Origin of the sequence: Brevibacillus sp. NPDC003359, assembly GCF_042878995.1 — a bacterium.
Classification (GTDB): domain Bacteria; phylum Bacillota; class Bacilli; order Brevibacillales; family Brevibacillaceae; genus Brevibacillus.
In genome coordinates, this window is record NZ_JBIAOR010000023.1 from 1 (window position 1) to 23,682 (window position 23,682).

The 23,682-nt window shown below is 46.9% G+C and carries 25 protein-coding genes and 1 riboswitch; of the genes, 10 read left to right on the forward strand and 15 right to left on the reverse strand.

Annotation, left to right across the window (positions count from 1 at the left end; all coding sequences use genetic code 11):
* Positions 1-283: 283 nt before the first annotated feature.
* The 10 genes from ACFYU8_RS29115 to ACFYU8_RS29160 form a co-directional block, all read right to left on the reverse strand.
* Positions 284-961, reverse strand: coding sequence for an MgtC/SapB family protein (locus tag ACFYU8_RS29115; RefSeq protein WP_390306453.1), 678 nt, complete (start codon positions 959-961; stop codon positions 284-286).
* Positions 962-1,140: 179 nt separating this feature from the next.
* Positions 1,141-2,496, reverse strand: a complete 1,356-nt coding sequence (locus tag ACFYU8_RS29120; RefSeq protein WP_390306451.1) for an MATE family efflux transporter — start codon at positions 2,494-2,496, stop codon at positions 1,141-1,143.
* A 136-nt stretch (positions 2,497-2,632) separates the two neighbouring features.
* Positions 2,633-4,117, reverse strand: coding sequence for a lytic polysaccharide monooxygenase (locus ACFYU8_RS29125; RefSeq protein WP_390306449.1), 1,485 nt, complete (start codon positions 4,115-4,117; stop codon positions 2,633-2,635).
* A gap of 237 nt (positions 4,118-4,354) precedes the next feature.
* Positions 4,355-6,064, reverse strand: coding sequence for an adenine deaminase (locus ACFYU8_RS29130; RefSeq protein ID WP_390306447.1), 1,710 nt, complete (start codon positions 6,062-6,064; stop codon positions 4,355-4,357).
* 18 nt (positions 6,065-6,082) lie between these two features.
* The gene (locus ACFYU8_RS29135; RefSeq protein ID WP_390306445.1) at positions 6,083-7,144 is read right to left on the reverse strand and encodes an ABC transporter ATP-binding protein; all 1,062 of its coding nucleotides are present in this window, start codon (positions 7,142-7,144) and stop codon (positions 6,083-6,085) included.
* 15 nt (positions 7,145-7,159) lie between these two features.
* Positions 7,160-7,948 (reverse strand): ABC transporter permease, encoded by a 789-nt coding sequence (locus tag ACFYU8_RS29140; protein ID WP_390306443.1) that lies wholly within the window; start codon positions 7,946-7,948, stop codon positions 7,160-7,162.
* Between the two features lie 5 nt (positions 7,949-7,953).
* Positions 7,954-8,775, reverse strand: a complete 822-nt coding sequence (locus ACFYU8_RS29145; RefSeq protein WP_390306441.1) for an ABC transporter permease — start codon at positions 8,773-8,775, stop codon at positions 7,954-7,956.
* Between the two features lie 26 nt (positions 8,776-8,801).
* Positions 8,802-9,731 carry a nucleoside hydrolase gene (locus ACFYU8_RS29150; protein ID WP_390306439.1) on the reverse strand — a complete coding sequence of 310 codons (930 nt, stop codon included), beginning with the start codon at positions 9,729-9,731 and terminating at the stop codon, positions 8,802-8,804.
* Between the two features lie 87 nt (positions 9,732-9,818).
* On the reverse strand, positions 9,819-10,892 hold the full coding sequence (locus tag ACFYU8_RS29155) for an ABC transporter substrate-binding protein (protein WP_390306438.1): 1,074 nt from the start codon (positions 10,890-10,892) through the stop codon (positions 9,819-9,821).
* Positions 10,893-11,089: 197 nt separating this feature from the next.
* Positions 11,090-11,446, reverse strand: coding sequence for a hypothetical protein (locus ACFYU8_RS29160; RefSeq protein ID WP_015893853.1), 357 nt, complete (start codon positions 11,444-11,446; stop codon positions 11,090-11,092).
* Between the two features lie 221 nt (positions 11,447-11,667).
* Positions 11,668-11,769: riboswitch (SAM riboswitch) on the forward strand.
* Between the two features lie 104 nt (positions 11,770-11,873).
* On the opposite strand from ACFYU8_RS29160, the gene ACFYU8_RS29165 reads away from it, so the two are divergent.
* From ACFYU8_RS29165 to ACFYU8_RS29195, 7 genes are all read left to right on the forward strand, one after another.
* Positions 11,874-12,704, forward strand: coding sequence for a MetQ/NlpA family ABC transporter substrate-binding protein (locus ACFYU8_RS29165; protein ID WP_390306436.1), 831 nt, complete (start codon positions 11,874-11,876; stop codon positions 12,702-12,704).
* Positions 12,705-12,746: 42 nt separating this feature from the next.
* Positions 12,747-13,784: a methionine ABC transporter ATP-binding protein gene (locus tag ACFYU8_RS29170; RefSeq protein WP_390306434.1), complete on the forward strand. Its 1,038-nt coding sequence runs from the start codon at positions 12,747-12,749 to the stop codon at positions 13,782-13,784.
* Entirely contained in the window at positions 13,784-14,446 is a 663-nt protein-coding gene (locus ACFYU8_RS29175) for a methionine ABC transporter permease (protein WP_390306432.1), read from the forward strand. Before ACFYU8_RS29170 ends, ACFYU8_RS29175 begins: the two co-directional genes overlap by 1 nt.
* A gap of 149 nt (positions 14,447-14,595) precedes the next feature.
* Positions 14,596-15,027: a hypothetical protein gene (locus ACFYU8_RS29180; RefSeq protein ID WP_390306430.1), complete on the forward strand. Its 432-nt coding sequence runs from the start codon at positions 14,596-14,598 to the stop codon at positions 15,025-15,027.
* Positions 15,015-15,308: a YxcD family protein gene (locus ACFYU8_RS29185; protein ID WP_390306428.1), complete on the forward strand. Its 294-nt coding sequence runs from the start codon at positions 15,015-15,017 to the stop codon at positions 15,306-15,308. Before ACFYU8_RS29180 ends, ACFYU8_RS29185 begins: the two co-directional genes overlap by 13 nt.
* Positions 15,309-15,483: 175 nt before the next feature.
* Complete coding sequence (locus tag ACFYU8_RS29190; RefSeq protein ID WP_390306426.1) at positions 15,484-16,347, forward strand: ABC transporter ATP-binding protein; 864 nt, start codon at positions 15,484-15,486, stop codon at positions 16,345-16,347.
* Positions 16,348-16,576: 229 nt separating this feature from the next.
* Positions 16,577-17,233 (forward strand): DJ-1/PfpI family protein, encoded by a 657-nt coding sequence (locus ACFYU8_RS29195; RefSeq protein ID WP_390306423.1) that lies wholly within the window; start codon positions 16,577-16,579, stop codon positions 17,231-17,233.
* A 66-nt stretch (positions 17,234-17,299) separates the two neighbouring features.
* On the opposite strand, the gene ACFYU8_RS29200 is transcribed toward ACFYU8_RS29195, so the two are convergent.
* The 5 genes from ACFYU8_RS29200 to ACFYU8_RS29220 all read right to left on the reverse strand — a co-directional run bounded on the left by ACFYU8_RS29200 (position 17,300) and on the right by ACFYU8_RS29220 (position 22,056).
* A complete protein-coding gene (locus ACFYU8_RS29200) occupies positions 17,300-18,286 on the reverse strand; it encodes a siderophore ABC transporter substrate-binding protein (RefSeq protein WP_390306421.1) in 987 nt (328 codons plus the stop codon).
* A gap of 111 nt (positions 18,287-18,397) precedes the next feature.
* Positions 18,398-19,156 (reverse strand): iron ABC transporter ATP-binding protein, encoded by a 759-nt coding sequence (locus ACFYU8_RS29205; RefSeq protein WP_144618561.1) that lies wholly within the window; start codon positions 19,154-19,156, stop codon positions 18,398-18,400.
* On the reverse strand, positions 19,153-20,091 hold the full coding sequence (locus ACFYU8_RS29210; RefSeq protein ID WP_144618560.1) for an iron chelate uptake ABC transporter family permease subunit: 939 nt from the start codon (positions 20,089-20,091) through the stop codon (positions 19,153-19,155). The genes ACFYU8_RS29205 and ACFYU8_RS29210 overlap by 4 nt, the downstream gene beginning before the upstream one ends.
* On the reverse strand, positions 20,088-21,041 hold the full coding sequence (locus ACFYU8_RS29215; protein WP_390306419.1) for an ABC transporter permease: 954 nt from the start codon (positions 21,039-21,041) through the stop codon (positions 20,088-20,090). The genes ACFYU8_RS29210 and ACFYU8_RS29215 overlap by 4 nt, the downstream gene beginning before the upstream one ends.
* Before the next feature lie 250 nt (positions 21,042-21,291).
* Positions 21,292-22,056: a DUF4097 family beta strand repeat-containing protein gene (locus tag ACFYU8_RS29220; RefSeq protein WP_390306417.1), complete on the reverse strand. Its 765-nt coding sequence runs from the start codon at positions 22,054-22,056 to the stop codon at positions 21,292-21,294.
* Between the two features lie 200 nt (positions 22,057-22,256).
* Between ACFYU8_RS29220 and ACFYU8_RS29225 the strand changes: the two genes are divergently transcribed.
* From ACFYU8_RS29225 to ACFYU8_RS29235, 3 genes are all read left to right on the forward strand, one after another.
* Positions 22,257-22,727, forward strand: a complete 471-nt coding sequence (locus ACFYU8_RS29225; protein ID WP_390306415.1) for a Crp/Fnr family transcriptional regulator — start codon at positions 22,257-22,259, stop codon at positions 22,725-22,727.
* Complete coding sequence (locus tag ACFYU8_RS29230) at positions 22,728-22,931, forward strand: helix-turn-helix domain-containing protein (protein ID WP_390306413.1); 204 nt, start codon at positions 22,728-22,730, stop codon at positions 22,929-22,931. It begins immediately after the preceding gene.
* A 374-nt stretch (positions 22,932-23,305) separates the two neighbouring features.
* Positions 23,306-23,662, forward strand: coding sequence for a response regulator (locus tag ACFYU8_RS29235; RefSeq protein WP_390306411.1), 357 nt, complete (start codon positions 23,306-23,308; stop codon positions 23,660-23,662).
* Positions 23,663-23,682: the final 20 nt, after the last annotated feature.

Consider the following 23,682-nt stretch of genomic DNA (forward strand, 5'->3'; position numbering starts at 1 on the left):
CGCTCTGTACATTGGCGTACTTGCCCTTAGTGTAGCCAGAGTAACCTACGAAGTTACGAATAGGGGCTGTCCTCGTTCATGATAACTTATGGAATCCTTCTTCGAAACATCTACGTTTGAAGCGCTCCCGCCATTTTTTCCGAAGCGGACAGTCTTCACCCTCAGCAGGGCGGAGGCCGAAGCGTAGACTGGAAATGCGCTTCTTCCCTCACGACAGCCACTTGTAATCGAAAATGAAAAAGACGAAAGCCAAGTCATGGCCTCCGTCTTCTATTATTCCTTTTTATCTGCTTTCTACTTCTACGGAAACGACATGATCTACCGCTTTCAGGAGACTGTATATATCAGTCGTATACGTATTTTCCGAGGCTGTAATCATCATTTCCAGCCTTTGCATCTTATTTTCCAAGTCTTTGACTTTAACCCGCTTTACTTGCAGATCGAGGTGCTTAATCTGCTTGAACACCAAATCCAAATCGCCCCCGCCTTCTACCACAATCTTGATCGATAAATCTCTTTGTCTGAGTGATTCCGGACCAATCAAGCGAAGAATGATCGGGAACAAATTAATCGCCAAAATAATGAGGATCGTCGCGGTCACTGCCTCAAAATAAAATCCTGCTCCTACTGCAATCCCTAGTCCAGAAGCTGCCCAGACCATCGATGCTGTGGTCAAACCCGAAATGACATCATTACTCCGGCGCAAAATCACACCGGCCCCAAGGAAACCTACACCGCTCACAATTTGTGCAGCCAAGCGCAGCGGGTCCATATTCGTGTGTCCAGGCAAGGAGAACCGATGCACGGATTCAATCGAGACAATTGTAATGAGGCAGCTCGCAACCGAAATGACCATGCTGGTTTTTACGCCCAGCGGCTTGTGCTTGAGCTGCCGATCCATACCAATCATTAAGCCTAGAAATAGTGCAACTCCTAGTTTTAGCAAAAAATCATACGTCATGAATACCGAGAGCGACATAAGTTTCTCCCCCCATCTGCTTTTGCTTTGATGTCAGGTTATCTTCCATCATCTATGATAAGAAGTATATCTGGTATTTCACCTAGTGTAAACGAGGCTTTCATTCTTCATGCAAAAAGCGGAAAACCCCCTCATCAGGGATTTTCCGCTTATCTGTTTCCTTATGAATGACTGCGAATCATGCGTTTCTGCAACGACAGCAGACGCCCAAAAAGGAAGATGGCACCAGCAGCCAATCCCGTAATCAGACCAATCCAGTATCCGAATGCTGCAAGCGTAGTGAATTTCGCCAGAATGTATCCCAAAGGCAAGCCAATCACCCAATAGGATATCAGCGCAACGATAAAGGTAACGGTCACATCCTTGTACCCGCGCAGTACACCCTGGATAGGAGCCGCGACGGCATCAGAGATCAGGAAGAGGATCGAGTACATCAAGAAATGCTGGGCAAGCTCCAACACCTCTATGTCGGTCGTGTAAAAAGCAGCCACCTGCTCGCTAAACATCAGCAAGCTGATTCCAAACAAAAGGGCGATACCAAGAGCAATAACAATACCCAAATAACTGTACTGCTTCGCGTCCCGGAACCTTTTGGCTCCAACCTCGAAGCCGACAACAATCGTCAACGCCATGGATATGCTCAATGGCACCATGTACAGGAATGATGCGAAGTTCATCGCCGCCTGATGGGCAGCAATCGTAATCGTACTGTATTCACTCATGAACAAAGTGACGGCCGCAAAAATGCTAACCTCACAAAAGATCGAAAATCCGATGGGAAGCCCCAGCTTCAAAAGCTCTTTCCACGCTTTCATCGAGATCCGGTGAAATTGGGAAAACAAACCGAATTCGACAAAGGGATGAACACGATTCACGACAAACAGAGTAATCAGTAAAATACACCAGTACGTAATGCCAGATGCAAGCCCGGCACCGATTCCACCCAGTCGAGGAAAGCCGAAGTTACCAAAGATAAGAGCGTAGTTCAATAATACGTTAATCGGCAACGATAGCAGGGTAATGAACATCGTTACCCGAGTCTGTCCCAATGCGTCGACAAAGCAACGGAGCACCGTATAAATAAACATCGGAATAATTCCAAGAGCGATAGCATGCAGGAAGCCGCGAGCAATCGTGCGCACCTCAGGCTCCAATTGCATCCAGTTCAGGATCGGATCAAGCAGCAAACCACCGACGATGATGACACCAACCGCAATCCCCACACTTAAATACAAGGCTTGCATAACCGTGTAAGGAACCTGATCTCGTTTCCCTGCCCCAACCATCTGTGCAACCATCGGCATGACAGCCATCAGAATCCCCGTCAAGCCTGCTTGAACAGGTGTCCACAGACTAGCCCCAATCGCTACACCCGCCAAATCCGTCGGACTAGCATGTCCAGACATGATGGTATCGGCGAACGTCATCGAAAACAGCGCCAGTTGTGATATCAAGATGGGAAGCAAAACAGCCAAAAACTGTCGCCATTTTTCTTTTAGCGAATAGGTTTCATTCATTTTTCATTTCCTTCTAACCTTATAAGATGGGCTTATCGTTCAAATTATAAGTATATCAAAACAAGTAGGAATCGGCAAAATAGTGGCTGCACTTACACAAACAAAGCCCAGGCATATCACCCTGGGCTTTGCAACATTATTTAACCAGCTTCCATACATCGGCTTTCCCTGGCTCTTCACCTTTGGTCCACCATTTTGCCTCATAAACCTTGTCTTCGTAGTTCACTTGCGCTCCGCCATCATACGCTTTGCCGGAATCCCACGATAGTACAACATCGCTCACCAGTTTCCACGCATCGGAACGGTCTGGCTGTTCGCCAGTCACCCACCATTTTGCTACGAATTCCAGTCCATCATACAAGACGCGGTCGCCCTGTACATACACGGCAGAGGAATTCCACTCGGCGATTTCACCTGGCACTTCAGGTTTTTTCTCCTTCGTGCTTGCGGCAAATGGTGCGCTCTCTTCGGAAATATTTCCTGCCGCATCAACTGCCTTGATCGTATACGTATAAGATGTTCCTGCCGTCAATCCTTTATCGACAAAGGAAGGCTGCTTAACTGTTCCTACGTGGGAACCATCACGGTACACCTCGTATTTCACCACGCCAACATTGTCACGGGAAGGACTCCACATGAGGTCGATTTCTGTCTCTGTTGGATGGTGAGTCATGATTCCTGCTGGTACAGTCGGTGCTTCTGTATCCACGATATCTTCTGCTTTTGTGCGAACGGTAAGTGCTTTGCTAGCGTTAGACTCTTTCCCTTTGCCATCGACTGCCACAATGGTGTAGCTGTAAGCCGTAGCAGGCGTCAAAGCTTTGTCCGTGTAAGCAGTTTCTTTGGTAGATGCGATGATTTTGCCATCGCGATACACGTCGTACTGCTTGATTCCGTCAATTGCCACGGATTTTGTCCAACCAAGCTCAATGCTTGTAGCTGTTTGTGATACAGAAATCACATTACCTGGAACGGTAGGCTTTTCTACGATGCCTGTTCCATTGTTAATCAAATTCACGTCAATCGCCTGGTAAAAGGCCATGCCCGTATCAGCAATTTCCCAAACACCCAAAATAATGTGGTAACCGCTGCGATCTGTCGGTACATTGCACGAATGCGTTACCGTGAATGGCGGCCTTTTCCCTCCGTCCTGGAACGAGCAGAACAGTTCCAGATCCGCTCGGGAAAGTGGTTTATTAGGATTCCAATCTTTTTTCGTGATGTAATATTTCCATTCCGCTGTGCTATGCGGGGCTGTCAGATTCCAAGTAAACGCATTTTGTCCACCTTGCAAGGTAACCTTGGTCCAGCGATCTGCTGTTTGTGTGTAAAGCTCAGGATAGCGACCTGCACCAGTAAATTCACCATCGGCAGGACCAGATTGCGGGAACGATCCGATGCCCTCCACGCTTTGCGGCTCGTACTGGATTTGACCGCAGCCTTTGTTTTGACCCGTCTTACACAAGTAAGAGCGACTCGCTGGCGATTCGATGTACCCGTGAGCCGAGGCTTTCTCAGCGAACACGAGAGTAGCTGCGCCCGCCACCAGCATCATTGCCAGCATGAACAAAAGCGACAGCCCATTACTAAACAGTTTGTTTCTCAACCCTACGTTATCCATTTATTTATCTCCTCTTTTCTGGAATAGGATCGAGTACCATGTTACAGAAAATTTTTCCAGTATTACAGATTCTGAATACCTAATCCAAAACCTACCAAATACCTGAATTCCAGTCAGAAAATAGGTAGTTTATTCAGGTATGTATACCTATGCATGAAAATTTATATGCTTCTTTCGGGACTTTTTGATCAAAAAAAGTTGCTTGCTGAAAACAATCTTCTCAGCAAGCAACTTTTATTACATCAAGAGCAACGGAACTATTTTCCCGTCATTTACATCGATCAACCCCAGATCCGTCAGCTTCAAGGCTGGACTGACCGGTAAGGAATGCGTGCTGATCGACATAATCGGGTTGTAGTGAACATATCCGAGCGACTCCATGGCACGGCGAAGTTGCTCGACTTCCTTTGCGGTTTTTGCCAATGGTTCCTCTGTCAAAATGCCTCCGACCGGCAAATGAAGGCTCGCGATCACTTCGCCATCCTCGACCACGTAAAAACCGCCCTGATTGCGGATGACTTCATTGGCTGCGACCATCATATCGTGCGGATTGTGTCCGACAACCAAGAGATTGTGGTTGTCATGCGAGTAGCTGGTGGCTACTGCACCTCGCTTGATCGTATCGCCGCTGATCAAGCCATAGCCGCGGTTGCCGTTTTTACCATAGCGTTCAAAGACAGCGATCAAGCCGTACGGGCTCTCCTCCCACAAGAGTTGTCCTTCCCGTACTTCAGCGATTCCACGGTGATCCTCTGTAAAAGTAGAACCGTTTTGCACGAGCATGACCCGACATGGATAACGATTGTCCGGCACCTCTACTTTTACGTGAAAATCTTGCTCTGTAAGCGGTGGTAGTTTAATACTCTCATAAAAATGCGCAGGAAACTGCTTATCCTTGACCACTTGTCGGTACTCTTCTTTGGCATCGTAAGCTTTCTTCCCGTTTTTATAGACGCGTTCGATCTTCAGTTCATGCAGATCGGACAGCAACAGGAAGTCCGCTATTTTGCCAGGAGCAATCGCCCCTCGATCCGTCATGTTCATACGTCTGGCTGGGGTAAATGTACTCGCGTAGATCGCGCGCTCTGGCTGCATGCCCATTTGAATGGCTTTTTTCACGATATGGTTCAAATGTCCACGATTCACCAAGGAATCCGTCATCACATCATCCGTCACAAAGCAAAAATGCTCAGAAACATCTTCCTTGATGAAATACTCCATGACTTCATCCGTCATCGATTTTTCTTGAATCTCGAGAAACATGCCCGCTGCGATTCTCGCTTCCATGCCTTCTCGCGTCTGGTGCGTATGATCGGAGTCCACCCCCGCATAAATGACACGATGCAAGTCCAAATCAAGCAGCTTAGGGACATGCCCCTCGATGACAAGCTTCGGATATGTCTTGCGGATATGCTCCAGGATGCGGTTCGTCTTGCAGTCAGGGTCCTTGATGATGTCTACGTAATTCATAATTTCGCCGAGACAAATGATCTCTTCAGAACGCAAGAGCTCGTCCATGTCTGCAATCTCGACAGACCCGCCTGTCGTTTCCATCGAGGTAGCTGGTACGGAGCTCGGGATCGCGTACAGCATATCAACGACACAATCACGGCTCGCACGAATCATCTCTTTGATCCCTTCGATTCCGAACACATTGGCCATCTCATGCGGCTCCGGTACGATCGTCGTCACTCCTTTTTGAATCAAGCCATAGGAAAACGTCTCCGGCGTCACCATCGTGCTCTCAATATGCAAGTGAATATCGACCAGACCAGGAATCATGTATCGGCCTTGTCCGTCCACGATCTCGGCAGCTTCAAACGTTTCCGTACTCCGCTCACCAATATAGAAAAATCGTTCATCTAAAACAGCGACATTTCCTCTGATGAACTTTTTAAAATAGCTGTTAAACACTTGGACGTCTTGAATCAACAAATCGACCTTCACGAAAATAACCTCCTGTCTTTAGTCCACGAGTACCACTTTGTCTTTCGGAAACAGCAGATTGACGTTCTGGCCAGTCTTGTATGGCGTCTCCATCTCCTGATTGACCGTGAAGTCGCCCAACTCTGTTTCCACGACATATTGATAGCTGCGTCCCAAAAACGTGCTTACCTTTACCGTTCCGCGCAAACGGTTCATTCCCGGCTCAGCGCTCTCTTCTGTCGTCACGAGGAGGTCATCTGGTCGCATTGCACATTTTTTGCCGGACGGACTCGCTGTGCCCGGATTTTTGGACGCGGTAAAATGATGGTCGCCGACACGCAGGCCGATTTCTCCGTTCTGCTCCGTGCGCTCTGCGAAGTCAATAAAGTTGGTAAAACCGATAAAACGGGCGATGAACTCCGTCTTCGGATATTTGAAAATCGTGGCTGGATCATCGAGCTGTTCGATCACACCCTTGTTCATAATCGCGACCTGATCTGAGATGGAGAAGCACTCCTCCTGGTCATGCGATACGTACACAGTCGTAATTCCCAGCTCTTGTTGAATGCGACGGATTTCTACGCGCATGTTGATCCGCAGATTGGCATCGAGGTTACTGAGCGGCTCATCGAACAGGAGCAGGTCTGGCTGAATCACCAGTGCCCGGGCAATCGCCACGCGCTGTCTTTGACCACCGGACAGCTCCTTCGGGAAACGCTTTTCATAGCCGCCGAGACTCACGACTTCGAGAATTTGCTGCACTCGGGTCTTTACCTCTGTTTCATTGATCTTGCGCAGGCGCAAACCGAACGCCACGTTATCGAATACAGACAGGTGTGGAAACAGCGCATAGCTCTGGAACACAAACCCGAAGTTGCGTTTGTTGACCGGAACCCGCGTATAATCTTTTCCTTCAAACATGAATCGGCCATCTTTTGCTTCGAGAAAACCCGCAATCAGGCGCAGCGTCGTCGTCTTTCCGCAACCGCTCGGACCAAGCAGAGAGATGAGCTGTCCCTTTTCGATATTGAGATTGAAGTTTTGCAAAATATATTGATTGTCATAGGCAACCGATACGTTTTCCAGCGTGAGCAATGCCATGAGTTGATGCCTCCGTTATCGTTTTGTAAAGTAGGAAAGCCCCATCAGACGTTCAATGATGAACATGAGAATAGCCGTAAGAATCATGAGCAGCACGGAAATAGCGGCGATCGTGGGATCGAAGTTGTTTTCTACGTACGTCAGCATCTGGATCGGCAGCGTGCTTACCCCTGGTCCTGTCATGAAAACAGAGATATCTACGTTGTTGAACGACTCCAGAAAAGCGATCAGGATCGCAGCAATAATCCCGGAGCGAATATTTGGCAAGACAACTTTGAAAAAGGTTTCGAGACGACCTGCCCCAAGGCTTAAAGCCGCTTCTTCAATGGCGAAGTCAAAGTTGGACAAGGAAGATGCAATAACGCGAATGATAAACGGAAGCATCAGCACCGTATGACCGACGAGAAGTCCCGCATAAATCGGCAAATTGTACACGACAATGACGTATTTCAGCATGGCAAAGCCCATAACAATCCCCGGAATCAGGACAGGTGAGATGAAAACCCCATTCAAGATGCCCTTGCCACGAAATTCAAAGCGACTGAGCGCATAGGCTGCCGGAATCCCCAACAAGAGCGCCAAGAGATTGCCCAGCAAGGAAACGAACATCGACGTCTTGAACGTCGTCATGAACATTTCTACCTCGAAAATGTTTTCGTACCACCGCCAGGAAAAGCCCTCCGGCGGAAACTTCAAGACGCTCCCCGGCTCAAACGACGTAAAAGATATGATAATGAGCGGCCCTAGCAAAAACAGAAAGACGAGAGAGGTAAACAGGGCCAACCCGCGATTTTTCTCCTGCATAGCTTCTACCCCTTCGGATTTAATTTCGTCGCCAGCTTGTTCATGAAGTAGATGACGACAAATGTAATGACAATCATGATCGTGGCAATGACGGATGCCAAATGCCAGTCATTTAGTGTAATTGCATTTTGATAAAGGAACGTAGAGATGACTCGCTGTTTTCCACCTAGCAGGGCAGGCGTGGTGTAAGCGGTCAAGCTGCCAACAAACACCAGAATGCTACCAATGATGAGTCCCGGTACACTCAGCGGCACGATGACCTTCCAGAAGGCAGTCAATTTCGAAGCACCCAGGCTTTCCGCCGCCTTCAGCAAATCCGGGTCGATATTTTCCATCACACCTACCAGCGTAATAATGATCAGCGGCAGAAACAGATGAATCAGGCCAATCATCATCGCAGTCGGCGTATACAATATTTCCAACGGCTTATCGATGAGCCCGATTGCAAGCAGCGAGCTGTTCAACAAGCCCTTTTTTCCGAGAATAATCATCCAAGAGAACGACCGCACGACAGAGCTGGTCAGCAAAGGAAAAATCGCCAACGCCAGCAAGATACCTTTTTTGCGAGGCCCCAGCTTGGAAATGTAGTACGCAGCAGGAAAACCAATCAGAACACACGCAATCGTCGTGACCAGACTGACTTGCAGTGTCGTCATCATAATTTTCAAGAAGTACGCATCGGTAAGAAATTGGAGATAGCCTTGGATCGTAAAGCTACCATCTTGATAAAAGGTGGATGCAATCGTCATCACGATCGGAATGACCATGAACAGCGTCAAAAACAGTACACCCGGCAACAGCAATAAATAGAGACCCGTTTTTCTCATCTGATTAACTCCTGTTCACGGTATCGTCAGGCTTTCAATGCGCCGATAAAACGCGCAAAGAACGCATCTGCATCTACGTCCAGACAGACGTTTATGTTCGGTTCTTTTTTCAGGCGGTTTTGAAAGTCGCAAACCGTTTGCCCATCACATAGCTCACTTCTCGTTTCGATATCCACATATAGCTTCTGCGTCTTCACCAGCTTCGGGTCGAGTGCGACTGCGACAGCTAACGGATCGTGCATAGCGCACGCATAGACGCCATTTCTCCCAAAATAACGATGGAGGTAATCAGACGTACTCTGTCTCACGTACTCGCCCATCGGTGTATCCCCTAACTCGCGAATGTGCTCCTCGTTCAACAGCACGCTTCGCGTCACATCCAGTCCAACCAGCGTCAATTGCGGGAAGCCGGCATGGAACACGACCTTGGCTGCCTCTGGATCGACGTACATGTTATACTCCGCAACGGGCGTCACATTGCCGTGCTCACGAACCACTCCACCCATGAAAATGACTTCCTTGACGTGTTGGACAAGCTCCGGGCATTTTTTCACCGCCAGCGCCAAATTGGTCAGCGGTCCCGTCATGATAAGCGTAATCTCGCCGGAATGCGCGAGCACATTTTCCACGATGAAATCAGGGGCAAAGCCAGCAGTCGGCTCCTTGTAAACCGGAACTCCGGCAAGAGCGCCACCTAAACCATCTTCACCATGTACAGCATGCTCAAAAAACAACGGCCGTAGCAGCGGTTCAGACGCTCCGCAGACGACAGGGATTTGCTCCCCGGCTTGCAAGAAATCGAGAATTTTGCACGTGTTTTCTGTGGCTTTTCGCAGCGATACGTTGCCATTCACGGTGGTGATGCCAACCAGATCGAATTGCCCGCTCTTCACAGCGAGAATAATGCCAAGCGCATCATCAATGCCCGTATCCACGTCAAGAATGATCTTTTGCACGAGTGGTCCTCCTCACGTTCATTCCTCATGAAAACGAGGGTATATCTGTAAATGACTATACCCTCGCCTTTGTTTTTCTATCGTTCGTTATTGCGTGATTTCACGATTCCAACGGTCAATCCATGCTTTGGAGTGCTCGTTTACGAATTTCATGTCCAGCATTTGCAATTTGCTTACGGTTTCTTCGCCGTACGTTACACCTTTTGCTTCTTCTTCCGTCAGTTGAACCGTTTTGTTTACAGGGGAATCGATCTTCGCTTTTGCTGATTTCTCCTGAACTTCCTTGCTCAGCTGATAGTTGATGAAGTCTTCTGCCAGCGCTTTGTTTTTCGAGCCTTTTACGATGTTAACGGTATTCATGACAGCGTATCCGCCACTTGCAGGTTGTACGAAAACAGCTTCTGGAACAGCAGCCTTGATGTCTTTGAAGTACATTTCCATGATTGGGCCTACGCCGATTTCTTCTTGTCCAAACATGTTCACATATTCAGATGTCTTGTCATAGAATTTCACAACACCTTGGTTGACTTCTTTCATTTTCGCGAAGGCTTGATCCTCATTGAACTCCTTGCTGCCTGCTACTTTGGAAGCACTGTCGAGAACCATCGGGCCAGTTGTGGACGTAATGCTTGGCAATGTCAGCTTGCCCGCCAGCTCTGGGTTCCACAGGTCTTTCCAATCCTTGATCTCGGATTGAACGAGCTTTGGATTGTAGGCGATTCCGAATTGCCCAATCGTATAACCTGGGCCGTACTCCTCGCCCAGTGGCGCTTTTGCGATATCGTAGATTTGATCCAAATTCGGGATGCGGCTGCGGTCGATTTTTTCAAATGCCCCACTCTCAATCCCTTGCTGTGCATAGTAGTCAGAGAGATAGATCAAGTCTACATTGGAGCTGCCTTGACGAATTTTGTTCAAGCGCTCGGCGTTGTTTCCGATTTCCAGCACGATTTTCACGTTATGTTCTTTTTCAAACGGCTCATATACTTCTTTGCGGAAAAAGTCTTCGGAGAAGCCCCATGTGGAGATAACCAGCTTTTGTGGCTCGCCCTTGGCTTCGCCGCCAGCTCCTCCCGCTTGTGGTTGAGCATTGCTGCCACAGCCAGCGAGAGCCATTGACATCACAGAAAAAGACAGGATTCCAGCAAGTAATTTTTTCATCGTAATTCTCCTCCAGTTGGGTTCATTTGATGACAAAATATGGTGGTAACAATAAAAAGAAAAGTACCCTTGATTAGAACGTTTCATTCTAAACAAGAGCACTTTTCTTCGTAAACAAAGAGAAGTGACACCCGTTTTACGCGTTGTCTACGGTCTCCCCTTAAGATAGATCAAAAGAGAAAATCCGAACGATTGCGTCAGGTATTCAGTTCTGATTCAGCTAAAATAACATTCGTGATCGCCCACTGCGTAGGCGCATCATAGTCCCGCAGCACGGCTTCCAACGGCAACCCCATCTCTTCTTCCAATCGCTCTCGCAGTCTCTTCTTATAAAGAAGGGACATACGAAAATCGACTTCGAGCTTGAGGGCCGGTGCTTCTCCTTCCAACGCTTGTGAGCGTGGAGAGCGGCGATGCTTGGCTTGGAACGTAATCATCTGGTTTTCAATCGTGACTCGGAGCAAAGTCGTTCCAAATCCGAACAACTCTTTTGCTATCTCATTATAGATGGCAGACAGCTTTTTTCTGGTTTCATTGGAGTCTACTAGAGTCATGTCATCACCTGCGATAGCTGGTATCGGGTTCATTCGCTCTCATTATACATATGATTTTTCGATTCTTCAATAGAATATTCGTATTTAGATCAATTTCACATTTTTCCACCTAGTCATTCGTTTACAAAAACATTTGACACCCGCAAAATCAGTAGTTATAATCCAACTATCCAAATATGAATTAGCGACAATCGTTTGGACTTTCAATTTCATAGCATATTCTCTTATGAAGAGAGGTTGAGGGACTGGCCCTATGACACCTCGGCAACCTATCACACTTGATACGGTGCCAAATCCAGCGGATTTATTCCGACAGATAAGAGAGGTATTGTTGCAGTGTGGTTTACATACTCGCAGATCCAGCCTCTTTCAGTCGGAAGAGGCTTTTTTCTATTCCATCATACATCCAGAGAAAAGGGGTATTTTCATGAAAAAGACTGGTCTACTGCTCACTACACTACTGCTCGCTGCATCGCTCGTAACGGCTTGCGGCGGCAAACAAGAAGCCGCTCCAGCTAACGGTGGCGCTGCTGCTGAACAAACCTCGCTCAAAGTGGGCGTCACTGGCGGCCCGCACGAAGAGATTCTGAATAAAGTCAAAGAAGTTGCAAAAGGGAAAGGGCTCGAAGTCCAAGTCGTCGTTTTCAATGATTATGTACAGCCGAACCAAGCGCTCGATAAAGGCAATCTCGATGTGAACAGCTTCCAAACCATCCCGTTCTTGGCAAAGTTCAATCAAGACCACAAAACGAAAATCGTCGAGGTTGGCAAAACCGTCACATATCCGATGGGTCTTTACTCCACCAAGCATAAAAAAGTGGAAGACATTCCAGCAGGCGGCGTTGTCGGCATTCAAAACGACCCGACTAACCGAGCGCGGGCCCTCTTGCTCTATCAGGCAGCTGGCTTGATTAAGCTCAAGGATGGCGTGGGAGACAACGCGACACCACTGGACATCGTAGAAAATCCAAAAAATTTGCAATTCAAAGAGTTGGAAGCTGCTTTCCTAGCACGCTCGCTGAGCAATGTAGAGGTTGCTTCGATTAATACGAACTTCGCGATGGAAGCTGGCTACTCCCCGCAAAAAGATGCGATCTTCGCTGAGACAGCCGACTCTCCATACGTAAACATCCTGGCAGCCAATGAAGCAAACAAAGACAATCCGGCAGTCAAAAAGCTGGTGGACATCTACCGTTCAGAAGAAGTGAAGAAATTCATCGATGAACGTTTTGAAGGAGCTGTACTGCCGTCCTGGTAAGATCGACGCCAGGAACATCAAGAACAACAAGGAGAACTCGATATGATACAGCTAACCGATATTCATAAGTCGTATCAAGTAGGAAACAAGCAGGTAGAGGCATTGAAGGGCGTATCCCTCCAGGTGGAAAAAGGGCAAATCTACGGGGTTATCGGCTTTAGCGGAGCGGGGAAAAGTACCCTGCTCCGTACCATCAACCTGTTGGAGAAGCCGACCAGCGGTTCTGTGATCGTCAATGGTCAGAACATGCTGACCCTCAAGGAAAAAGAGCTTCGGCAAGCTCGCAAAAAGATCGGGATTATTTTTCAACACTTCAACCTGCTCTCTTCCTATAATGTCTTTGACAATGTGGCGGAAATCTTGCGGATGAATCGCGTCCCTAAAGATGTCATTAAGCGCAAGGTAGAAGACCTTCTCGGCTTGGTTGGCTTGTCTGATAAAGCAAACGCTTATCCTTCTCAGCTATCCGGTGGACAAAAGCAACGGGTGGGCATCGCTCGTGCGCTGGCGACTGATCCGGAAATCCTGCTCTGTGACGAAGCGACTTCCGCTCTCGACCCGCAGACGACCGAATCAATTCTGGAGCTGTTGCTCGACATCAATCGGAAGTTTAACCTGACCATCGTGCTGATTACACATGAAATGCAGGTCATTAAGAAAATTTGCGACCAGGTAGCCATCATGGAAAACGGTGTCGTCATTGAGCAAGGCTCTGTTTTGGATGTTTTCAGCAATCCACAAGAGCAAACGACTCGTAATTTTATCAAAACGGTTTTTGACGATCAGGTACCGCAGGAGATTTTGTCCAAGATCAAGGAAAGCGGGCCCGTATCCAAAATTGTTCGCGTTGCCTTTCGCGGTGATGCTGCTCTCGATCCTGTTCTTGGAACGCTGTCTGCACGTTTTCCGATTAGCACCAATCTGTTGTACGGCTCGATTACGACCATAAAGGGAACAGCTCTCGGCATTTTGCTTTTGCACATATCCGGTGAAGAACAGGACATTCAGGACGGCATTCGTTTCTTGCGCGAATCCGTCTACCGCGTAGATATTGTGTCACCAGAGGAGGTGCGGAGCTAATGGAGCGTCTAATTGAAATGATTCCCGTATTCGGGCAATCGCTGCAAGAGACCGTCATCATGGTTGGGTTTTCATTATTCATTGCGACACTGATCGGGATTCCACTTGGGATTTTGCTCGTCATCACACAGGCGAATCACCTTTTCCCGAACAAATTCATCTATCACACGATCAATACGATCATCAACATCGTGCGTTCATTGCCTTTTATTATCCTAATGGTCGCCATCATTCCTTTTACGGAGCTGATCGTGGGTACTTCGATCGGGATTGAAGGAGCGATTGTACCACTCATCGTCTATACGTCGCCTTACATCTCGCGCCTGATGGAAACAGCGTTGCATGATGTAGACCGTGGCGTGATCGAAGCGTATCAGGCAATGGGTGCGTCTCGGACACAAATCATTTTTCGCATCATGCTGCGTGAAGCACGGCCTGGCATCGTCCTCTGCCTGACGATTGCGACTATCGGCTTGATTGGTGCTACTGCTATGGCCGGCGCAGTCGGTGCGGGCGGTCTCGGGGATCTGGCATTGCGCTACGGCTACCAGCAATGGGACATCGAAGTCATGATCATTACCGTCATTATTCTCGTCTTCTTGGTCCAACTCATTCAGTCGTTGGGCAACTGGGCGGCTCGAAAACTGAAAAAGAGTGCGTAAATAGGAGAACCCCTGACCAGATTGCTCGTCAGGGGCTTTTTTGTAGGTATTTAGAAGGATCGTCACCGAAAGTTCGTTGGAATTTCGTCCGATATTCATGTAGACTTATATATACAAGTCATTTTAATGAGAGGGGCTACTCAAATCACATGAAAAAACTCATCATGATGTTGGTTGCCGTAATGCTCGTACTCGCTCCGGCCGGAGGATTCATTGATCATGCCGATGCGAAAGGCTATAAGTCCGGGAAAAAATCTTTTAACTCTAATACGGCTCCTACGAACACACAAACGCCTAACAAAGCCGATTCAAATGTAAATGCAACAACCAATAAAGGTACGACAACTCCTGCTGCTACAGCAAGCAAAAGCGGCGGTTTCATGAAAGGTCTCATGATTGGTGGTCTGGCTGGTTTGCTGTTCGGATCTCTGTTCGGTGACATGGGTATCCTGGGTTCCATCCTTGGCTTCATGATCAACCTGATGGCGATCCTCGCTGTGATTATCCTCATCCGCAAAGTGATCGTCTACTTTAAAAACAAGCGCGAGAAGGAACGGGAACTGAACGCATGGAAAAGATAACGTTCTCCGAACAAGATATCATTAACGCGATCTGCATTCACGCAGCCTACAAAAAGCAGGTGCAGCCACAAGACGTCTCCGTCGAACTAATGTGGGACGAAGAATACGGCTTTTCTGCTGAAGTGCACTGGATGGATCGCCAACAAGTCTTCATCGAGATTAATATGATTGAAGCGATTCGCTACTACCTGGAGACCCAGATGCAGCGCAACCCTTATTCCGCCGGTATCGAGCTGGTATTGGACGACGAACAAGGTATCATCGCTCATATCACCTACTAACACTGGATAGTCGTTTGTTAACCCAAGGCCAATTTGTTCACGCATGTGAGCAGGTTGGCTTTTTACATATTGAATTTGACCTCATTCCGGTATATACTTTACTTTAGTGAAAATGATTATCATTACTATGATCTAATATATAGGTACATACTTTTTAAAAAGGAGTTGGCCCATTGTGGAGCGCTTATACACACAAAAGCTGGACATCGGATACGGTGAGCTTTCCATTGTCAAAGACTTGAATATCAGCATTCCTTCTGGCAAAATCACTGCTCTGGTCGGTGCAAATGGTTCTGGTAAATCGACGATCCTCAAAACCCTCGCGCGGATTATGAAACCAACAGGTGGACAAGTATTTTTGGACGGAAAATCGATCCATCAGCAATCGACCAAGGAAGTCGCCAAGCAGTTGGCGATTTTGCCGCAAAACCCAACCGCACCCGATGGTTTGACTGTGTCTGAGCTCGTTACCTACGGCCGCTTCCCCCATCAAAAAGGCTTCGGCTCTTTGAGCAAGGAAGACAAGGAAATCGTAAACTGGGCCATCTCCATGACCGGCATGGCTGATTTCCATGATCGCCCTGTTGACCAGCTGTCCGGCGGTCAACGCCAACGCGCCTGGATTGCGATGGCTCTGGCGCAAGGAACCGACATCTTGTTCCTCGATGAGCCTACAACCTTCCTAGATATGGCTCATCAGCTAGAAGTACTCAAGCTTCTGCAAAAGCTGAATGACGAAGAAAATCGTACGATCGTCATGGTCGTCCACGATTTGAACCACGCGACCCGTTATGCACAGCACATGGTTGCAATCTCTCGAGGTACCGTCGTCGCTGAGGGATCACCTGCTGAGGTTATGACGCCTGATATGCTGCGTAAGGTCTTCAACATCGAAGCAGACATCCTGACCGATCCTCGCTCGGGTGTACCGCTCTGCCTCCCTTATGAGCTGTCTCATGCTGCGGAGCAAAAGCACTCAAACGAAAACACTACCCAACCAGTTTACTCCGAAGAGCGCAAACTGGTTGGAGCCAGATAATTGTTAGATTCCGCTAGCAAAAAGCGGATTACAACGTATACAAAAAAACCGGTTTTCACCACGTTTAACGGTGTAACCGGTTTTTTGCTATATTTACTGTTCATCTCTCCTCGTTACACGAGCCTAGAAAGCCTAGCAGTTAGTCACAACTCCGATATACATATACCCCGTATATGTATGTTACTATTTGTTTGCAAGTAAAATATCCCATTTCAAAGGAGAGATCATCATGAAGGTTGCAATCATGCTGTTCGATGGCATCACCGCATTAGATGCAATTGGCCCGTACGATGTATTCGCTGCTACACTGAAATGTGAAGTGAAGTTTGTCGCTAAGAAAAAAGGGTTAATCAAGCTTGACTCCAATATGGGTTATTTGCATGCCGATTACAGTTTTTCGGAGGTTACTTCCGCTGATATTCTTGTTGTTCCAGGTTGCAGTCCGCCCAATTATAAAACCCCAATGAATGACGAAGAAACCCTCCAGTGGATTCGCCAAATCCATGAAACGACGAAATGGACTACGTCGGTCTGCAATGGCTCTCTGATCTTGAGCGCCGCAGGCTTGTTACAAGGAGCCGTAGCCACAACTCATTGGGGCTCTTTCGATCTGCTCCAATCGCTTGGAACCATTCCCACAGAGGAAAGAGTCGTTCGTCAGGGCAAAATCGTTACAGCAGCCGGTGTCTCCGCTGGCATCGACATGGCACTCCAATTAATTGCATGGGAATTGGGAGACGATATGAGTAAAGGAGTCCAGCTTATTTTGGAATACGATCCCCAGCCTCCGTTTGACTCGGGTTCATCAAAGAAAGCACCTACTTTATTAGTAGAACAAATCAGAGGGATGTTACAGGAGTTTGCAAACCGGGAGCCCAAAGTATAAATAAAAAAGGCGACAGCCCAGGGAATGTCTTACCCCTCGGCTGTCGCCACTTTCTTTTCTAGCCTCTTACCACTTAACTTCTTTCAAAACTTCATCTGCCATGCTACCAGTGGAAACCAATCCGCCACCGGAGAGGTACCAGTAGTTCGCATCGAGGTAAATGATGTTGCCATTTTTAAACGCTTTGGTGTTTTTGATCAAGTCGTTTTCGATGGTTTGTTGTGCAGAAGTAGAAGCGTCTTGGTTCTTATTCAGAACTCCGCGGTCTACAACAAACAGGTAGTCCGGATCTTTTTCCATGATATATTCAGAGGATACGCTTTGACCATGACCTTCGACTTTAATGTCTTTGTCTACAGGAGTGATACCCAACTCCTTATGAATAATGCCAAAACGAGATCCTGGACCATACGCGCTCAACTTACCTTCGTTCACCAATATGATCAAGGCATTTTTACCGCTTGCTGTTGCTTTCTCATTCACTTGCTTGATAGACTCGTCGATTTTAGCCAACTCTTCGTCTACTTGTGCTTCTTTACCGAAGATCGTACCCAATGTTTTCATGTTCTCTTTGAAGGATTCCATGTACTTCGCGTTGTCTACATCCAAGAAGATGGTTGGAGCGATTTTGTTCATCTCTTCATAAGCAGGCTGTTGACGGCCGGAGATGAAGATCACATCTGGCTTCATTGCGTTGATTTTCTCAAAGTCCGGCTCTTTCAAACCACCAACATTTTGGTATTTCGCATCTTTAAACTTTTCCAGGTACGGAGGGATATTGGAAGATTGTGCAACACCTGCTACTTCAATACCCAATTTATCCAAGGAGTCCAGGATACCGTAGTCAAATGAAACAACGGTTTTTGGATTCTTCTTCAGTTTTGCTTCACCCAATTTATGCTTGATTGTAATTTCTTCAGATGTTTGCGCTGCTTCAGGTGCTTTTGTCGCATCTGTCGCTGGTGTTGCAGGTGCAGCGTTATTCGAGCCGCATGCAGCTGTGAATACAGCCATCAGTACTGCCATAAACAGCACGAGTAGTTTTTTGTTCACTTCTCTCACCTCTATATAGAATTTAAAAGTATATAAAATTATTGATAGCTTGCTGATGATGATGAAACCCCCTTGCAGGCCATCAAAATTTTAACGATAGGAAGATGGAGCTTATGCGAAATAGACGCATATTTTGTTCTGATCGATGTCTTCGATCTTAATATCCATGTCATAGACATCTTGTAATATAGGTCGAGTAATAATCTCGTCTGTTGAGCCTTCCTTCACGACCTTACCATTCTTGAGAGCGACGATATAATCGGAATAGACGGAAGCGAAGTTGATGTCATGAATCACGATTACAACGGTTTTACCCATTTCGTCTACCAATCGTCGCAGTACCTTCATGATTTGGACCGAATGCTTCATATCCAAATTGTTGAGCGGCTCATCCAGAAGGACATAGTCTGTATTCTGAGCGACCACCATGGCGATGTAAGCTCGCTGACGTTGACCACCACTCAATTGGTCGAGATACTTGTGCTGAATGTCCGTAAGCTCCAGATAACGGATTGCATCATCTACATGCTTCCAGTCTTCTTTTGTCAAATTACCTTGCGAATACGGGAAGCGACCAAAGCTGACTAGCTCACGGATCGTCAATCGTACTGTAATGTGGTTCGATTGTTTGAGAATCGAGATTTTTTTGGCCAGTTCACTGCTCTTTGCCTGTCCAATCTCCTGACCCTCAATGAAAACCTCGCCCTGATCCTTTGTCAAAAGACGACTAATCATGGACAGCAGGGTGCTCTTTCCGGCCCCATTGGGTCCGATAAAGGACGTGATTTTTCCCTTGGCAATTTTCACAGAGACATCTTCCACGACATATTTGCTACCATATTGTTTTGAGACATTCCGGACTTCTATCACGCTTTATTCTCCTTTAACAGAAGATAGATGAAGTAAACCCCACCAATAAAGTTGACAATGACACTGAGTGTTGTAGAAAACGTGAATACGTGCTTCACAATCAACGAACCGCCAACTAGAGCAACGACACTGATTAAAGCTGAGCCTGCCAGCAAATATTTATGCTGATAGGTTTTCATAAACTGATGGGCGAGATTCGCTACCAATAGTCCGAGGAAAGTAATCGGTCCAACCAAAGCTGTCGCAATGGAGACGAGGATCGCAATCACGATGAGGAATCTCTTGATGACAAAATCATATGGAATTCCCAGATTGATCGCCTGATCGCGGCCGAGCGATAACACATCCAAATACTTGATGTAACGCCAGAAGTAAATTCCAACCGCGATAACCAACACAAAGCTTATGACCAGCAAATCTGTTTTTACGTTGTTGAAGCTAGCGAACATCTTGTCTTGTACGATCAAAAACTCATTCGGATCGATCAACACTTGCATGAACGTGGACAAGCTACCGAACAACGTGCCCAAGATCAATCCGATCAATAACAGGAAGTAGATGTTTTGCCCTTCTCTTTTAAACAGGAATTTGTAAAGCAGTCCTGCGAAAAGCACCATCCCCCCTGTTGAAATCAGGAAGTTCACATTGGTGTTCGTCAAAGAAGTTGCAGAACCAAAAACAAAGATCACAAACGTCTGGATGAACATATAGAGCGAATCTAGGCCGATGATACTTGGCGTCAAGATTCGGTTGTTCGTAATTGTCTGGAAGACCATCGTAGAAAAGGAGATGATGCATCCGGTTAAAATAATGGCGAGAATTTCCTTCGCCCGCCGAGGAAGGATATAATCCCAGTTGCCACCGGCGTTAATCGTCATGAATATGGCTATTAAAGCAATGGCCACAATCGACAGGGCACCTATCTTCGCTTTCATTGTTCATATGCCTTTCTTCTCATGAGTAAGTACACGAATACCCCGCTGCCTATGACCCCAACCATCAAGCCGATAGAAATCTCGTAAGGGAAGATAATGAGGCGTCCCAGGATATCACAGGCCAGTACAAACACCGCGCCAAGCAAAGCGGTATGAGACAAGCTTTTCTTCAGGTTGTCCCCCAAGTACAGCGTCACCAGATTGGGAATGATAAGTCCCAAAAACGGAATCGCCCCTACCGTGAGAATCACAACGGACGTCACACAAGCAACAATGATCAGTCCGATATTGACGACCTGCTTGTAGTTCAGCCCAAGGTTGATGGCGAACTCCTCACCCATTCCGGCAATCGTGAACTTATTCGCATACATGTAGGCGATAATCACCAGCGGAATGCTTATGTACAAAAGCTCATAGCTGCCTTTCATAACGGTGGAGAAATCTCCATGCAACCAAGCAGACATGTTTTGCATCAAGTCGTGTTTATAAGCGAAAAACGTCGTAATGGAACCGACGATATTCCCAAACATCAATCCCACCAACGGGATGAAAATGGAGTCCTTGAATTTGATTCGATCAAGGATCTTCATAAAGATAAACGTTCCCAAGAGAGAGCAAGCAAAAGCAACGAGCAGCTTTACCCATGGACTGGCATCGACGAAAACCAAAAGAGAGATCAATATTCCGAAGCGAACGGAATCCTCTGTCCCCGCTGTCGTGGGCGAAACAAACTTGTTTCGGGTCAACTGCTGCATGATCAAGCCGACGATACTCATGCTTATCCCTGCGATGATGATACTGATTAATCGCGGAATCCGGCTGATCCACAGTACTTGCACTTTGTCATCTGTGAGATTGAACAAATCCCACGGAGATATATCTTTCACACCAATAAAAAGTGAAACGAACGAGAGCAAAATAAGTGCTACAACCAAATATCTCTTTTTCATCGCGTCCCTACTCTTCTTACATTTTCCTGGAGTAATGTTCCGTATTGACTCGAGTACTTCCGAAAGAGAATAATTCTCATCACCATTAATAAAGAGATTCATTCTCAATTAGAACTACCTTAGCTATATTAGCACTTCTTTATCGGAAGGGAAAGCTTTTTTTCATTAGTCGGCTAATTTTTTCCTCTACCTGTCAAAATACCGACAAGAACAAGAAAACCGCCAGGGCAAAAACCCTGACGGTCCTGATTCATTTAGATGTGTACGAGCCTTTTATGTTTTGAACGGATCGCTCTCCGCTCCCATCATTCTCAATTAGCACATTTCCTTCGACAGTATCAATGACCATGTCGCCGCTGTCGTCAGATATCTTGATGTCACCCTTATGATTCCGAATAACCATATCGCCGGATTGATCGTGAATCTCTACATTTCCACCCGTATTTTCCATGAAGATATCACCCGAGTCGTCCTCGATCAGCTTGAGGGCGGACGCGCCCTTAATCAGGATGTCACCGGACTGGTCACGAATCTCTACCTCTCCATTCGTATTCGTTAATCGAATATCACCAGAGTCATCCTCAATCGTGATCTTTCCTGTTAGATTCGTCATGTCAATATCTCCTGATCCATCTGTAAGAGCTATCGGCAGCTGGGCAGGAACTGTTACCGTTAGCGTCATATCCACATAGTTTAAACCGATATCTGTGGTCGTTTCGGATCGTAGTATTGCGTTATTCCCATCCTTCTCGAGTGTAATGATGATGTCTTCGGGTTTGACATTTTTCGATTTGATTTCAGCCTCTACATGAATCACGGTTGCTTTTTCATCACCTTTGACGATCAAATCGCCTGAATCGGTAACAATATTCAACGCCTCGATGGACTCCGCAGGTAATTCAAGCTGTCTCTTTTCTTCTTCCACCTTGATCACGTTATTGCTGATCGTGCATCCCGCCAAGCCGATTCCCACAGCGATTAACCCTACTCCTATCCACTGTTTCACCTGTTTCATCTGTTTCCCCTCGATACTGGTTATTTTTACAAAATAAGTTCTATCTGTATCGTAGCAAAAACAGCGTAGAAGAGAAATCAGGCTACAGCGTTGTTCTCTGGTCAGTCTGCAGACGGATATTTCATTGTAGAGATCCCGTCTTTTCCTTACACTACAAGTAAGAATATTTCTCCAATCGAACCGCCGCGGAGGGTAAAACAATGGACTTGAATCGAATCCAACTAGTGACGGATGCTTTTCCGTGCTTTTCCCTTGTTCCGGAAGCTGCATGGCGCCATCCTGACATAACAGTGGAACGCTTTTCTCCCCAGCTTACGATGCAGCAGGGCCATCTGTTTGCCCACGCCGCTTTTGTATTGTCAGGCAAGGTCCGTATCTATATCATCAGTGAGTCAGGACGTGAGGTTACGTTATATCGGGTACAGCGCGGAGGAGTCTGTGTCCTCATGATGGCAAGTATTTTAGGAGAGACGGGCTATGAAGCGTCCGCACAGCTAGAAGTGGAAACCGAGCTACTCCTTTTGCCTGTTGATGTCTTCAAAGACTGGATGGATCGCTATAAGGACTTGCGTCAATTTATTTACCGGAACATGATCAACAGAATGGTCTCCGTCACGTCTCTGGTCGAGGATATCGCGTTTAAACCGATTAATGCCCGTATCGCTGAATGATTGCTCTGTCGTACCACGGATTCTCGCAATCACCTTTCCATCACACATGAAGCAATTTCCATTGAACTCGGGACTGCCAGAGAGGTCATCAGCCGGTCACTCAAGGAGTTCGAGAAAGCCGGATGGCTTCAGTTAGGACGAGGCCGAATAGCTGCTATTCGCCGCGAAGTCCTCCAGGAAAGGCTTTTTCTCGGTGATTGGTGAGTAAGTTACAGAAGCAAACCTATTCTCTCTCTACAATGAAGTCGTAGCGACTACCCATGGAATGGAGAGGATGTTTCATGTCAAAACGAAAGAGTTGGGCGGCACCATGGAGGAGATTATGGAGGCTCTGCTTGTTGCCGCAGTGACGCGTTCATTCGCCTGACAAACCGGATTGCTTTTGCTAACCCACATACATTACTCATCTGGAAAACAAACGAATCCAGTTTCATTACGGGCTGGAATTCGTTTGTTTTTTCGTATGTTCGCCCATGTTTTTTTATGATCAAATTATTGCGACATTTTTTCCTATCAGTGTTATGGTAAAAGTAGACTACTTACTAAGAATAACTAACCGTTTCGAAACAGGAGGTTTTATGGCTCGTATACTGATAGCAGACGACTCCCTTGTAGTACGAGATTACATGAAAATCATTTTGGAACAGGCGGGCCATCAAGTCATTGCAGAAGCAACGAATGGATTGGACGCCTATCAAAAGTATACGGACCACCTCCCCGACGTGGTGACGATGGATATCAATATGCCAGGAATGAACGGCATAGATACCGTCAAGAAAATCATCGGCACCTTCCCCGACGCCAACATCATTATGGTCAGCACCAACGGATTAAAGCCGCTCGTTTTTGAAGCAATCAACGCTGGAGCGCGCCATTATATTCTAAAACCGATCGATGAAGAACGACTTTTGGCTTCCATTACGAATTCTCTTTAGTCGATCAAACAAAAAAACTG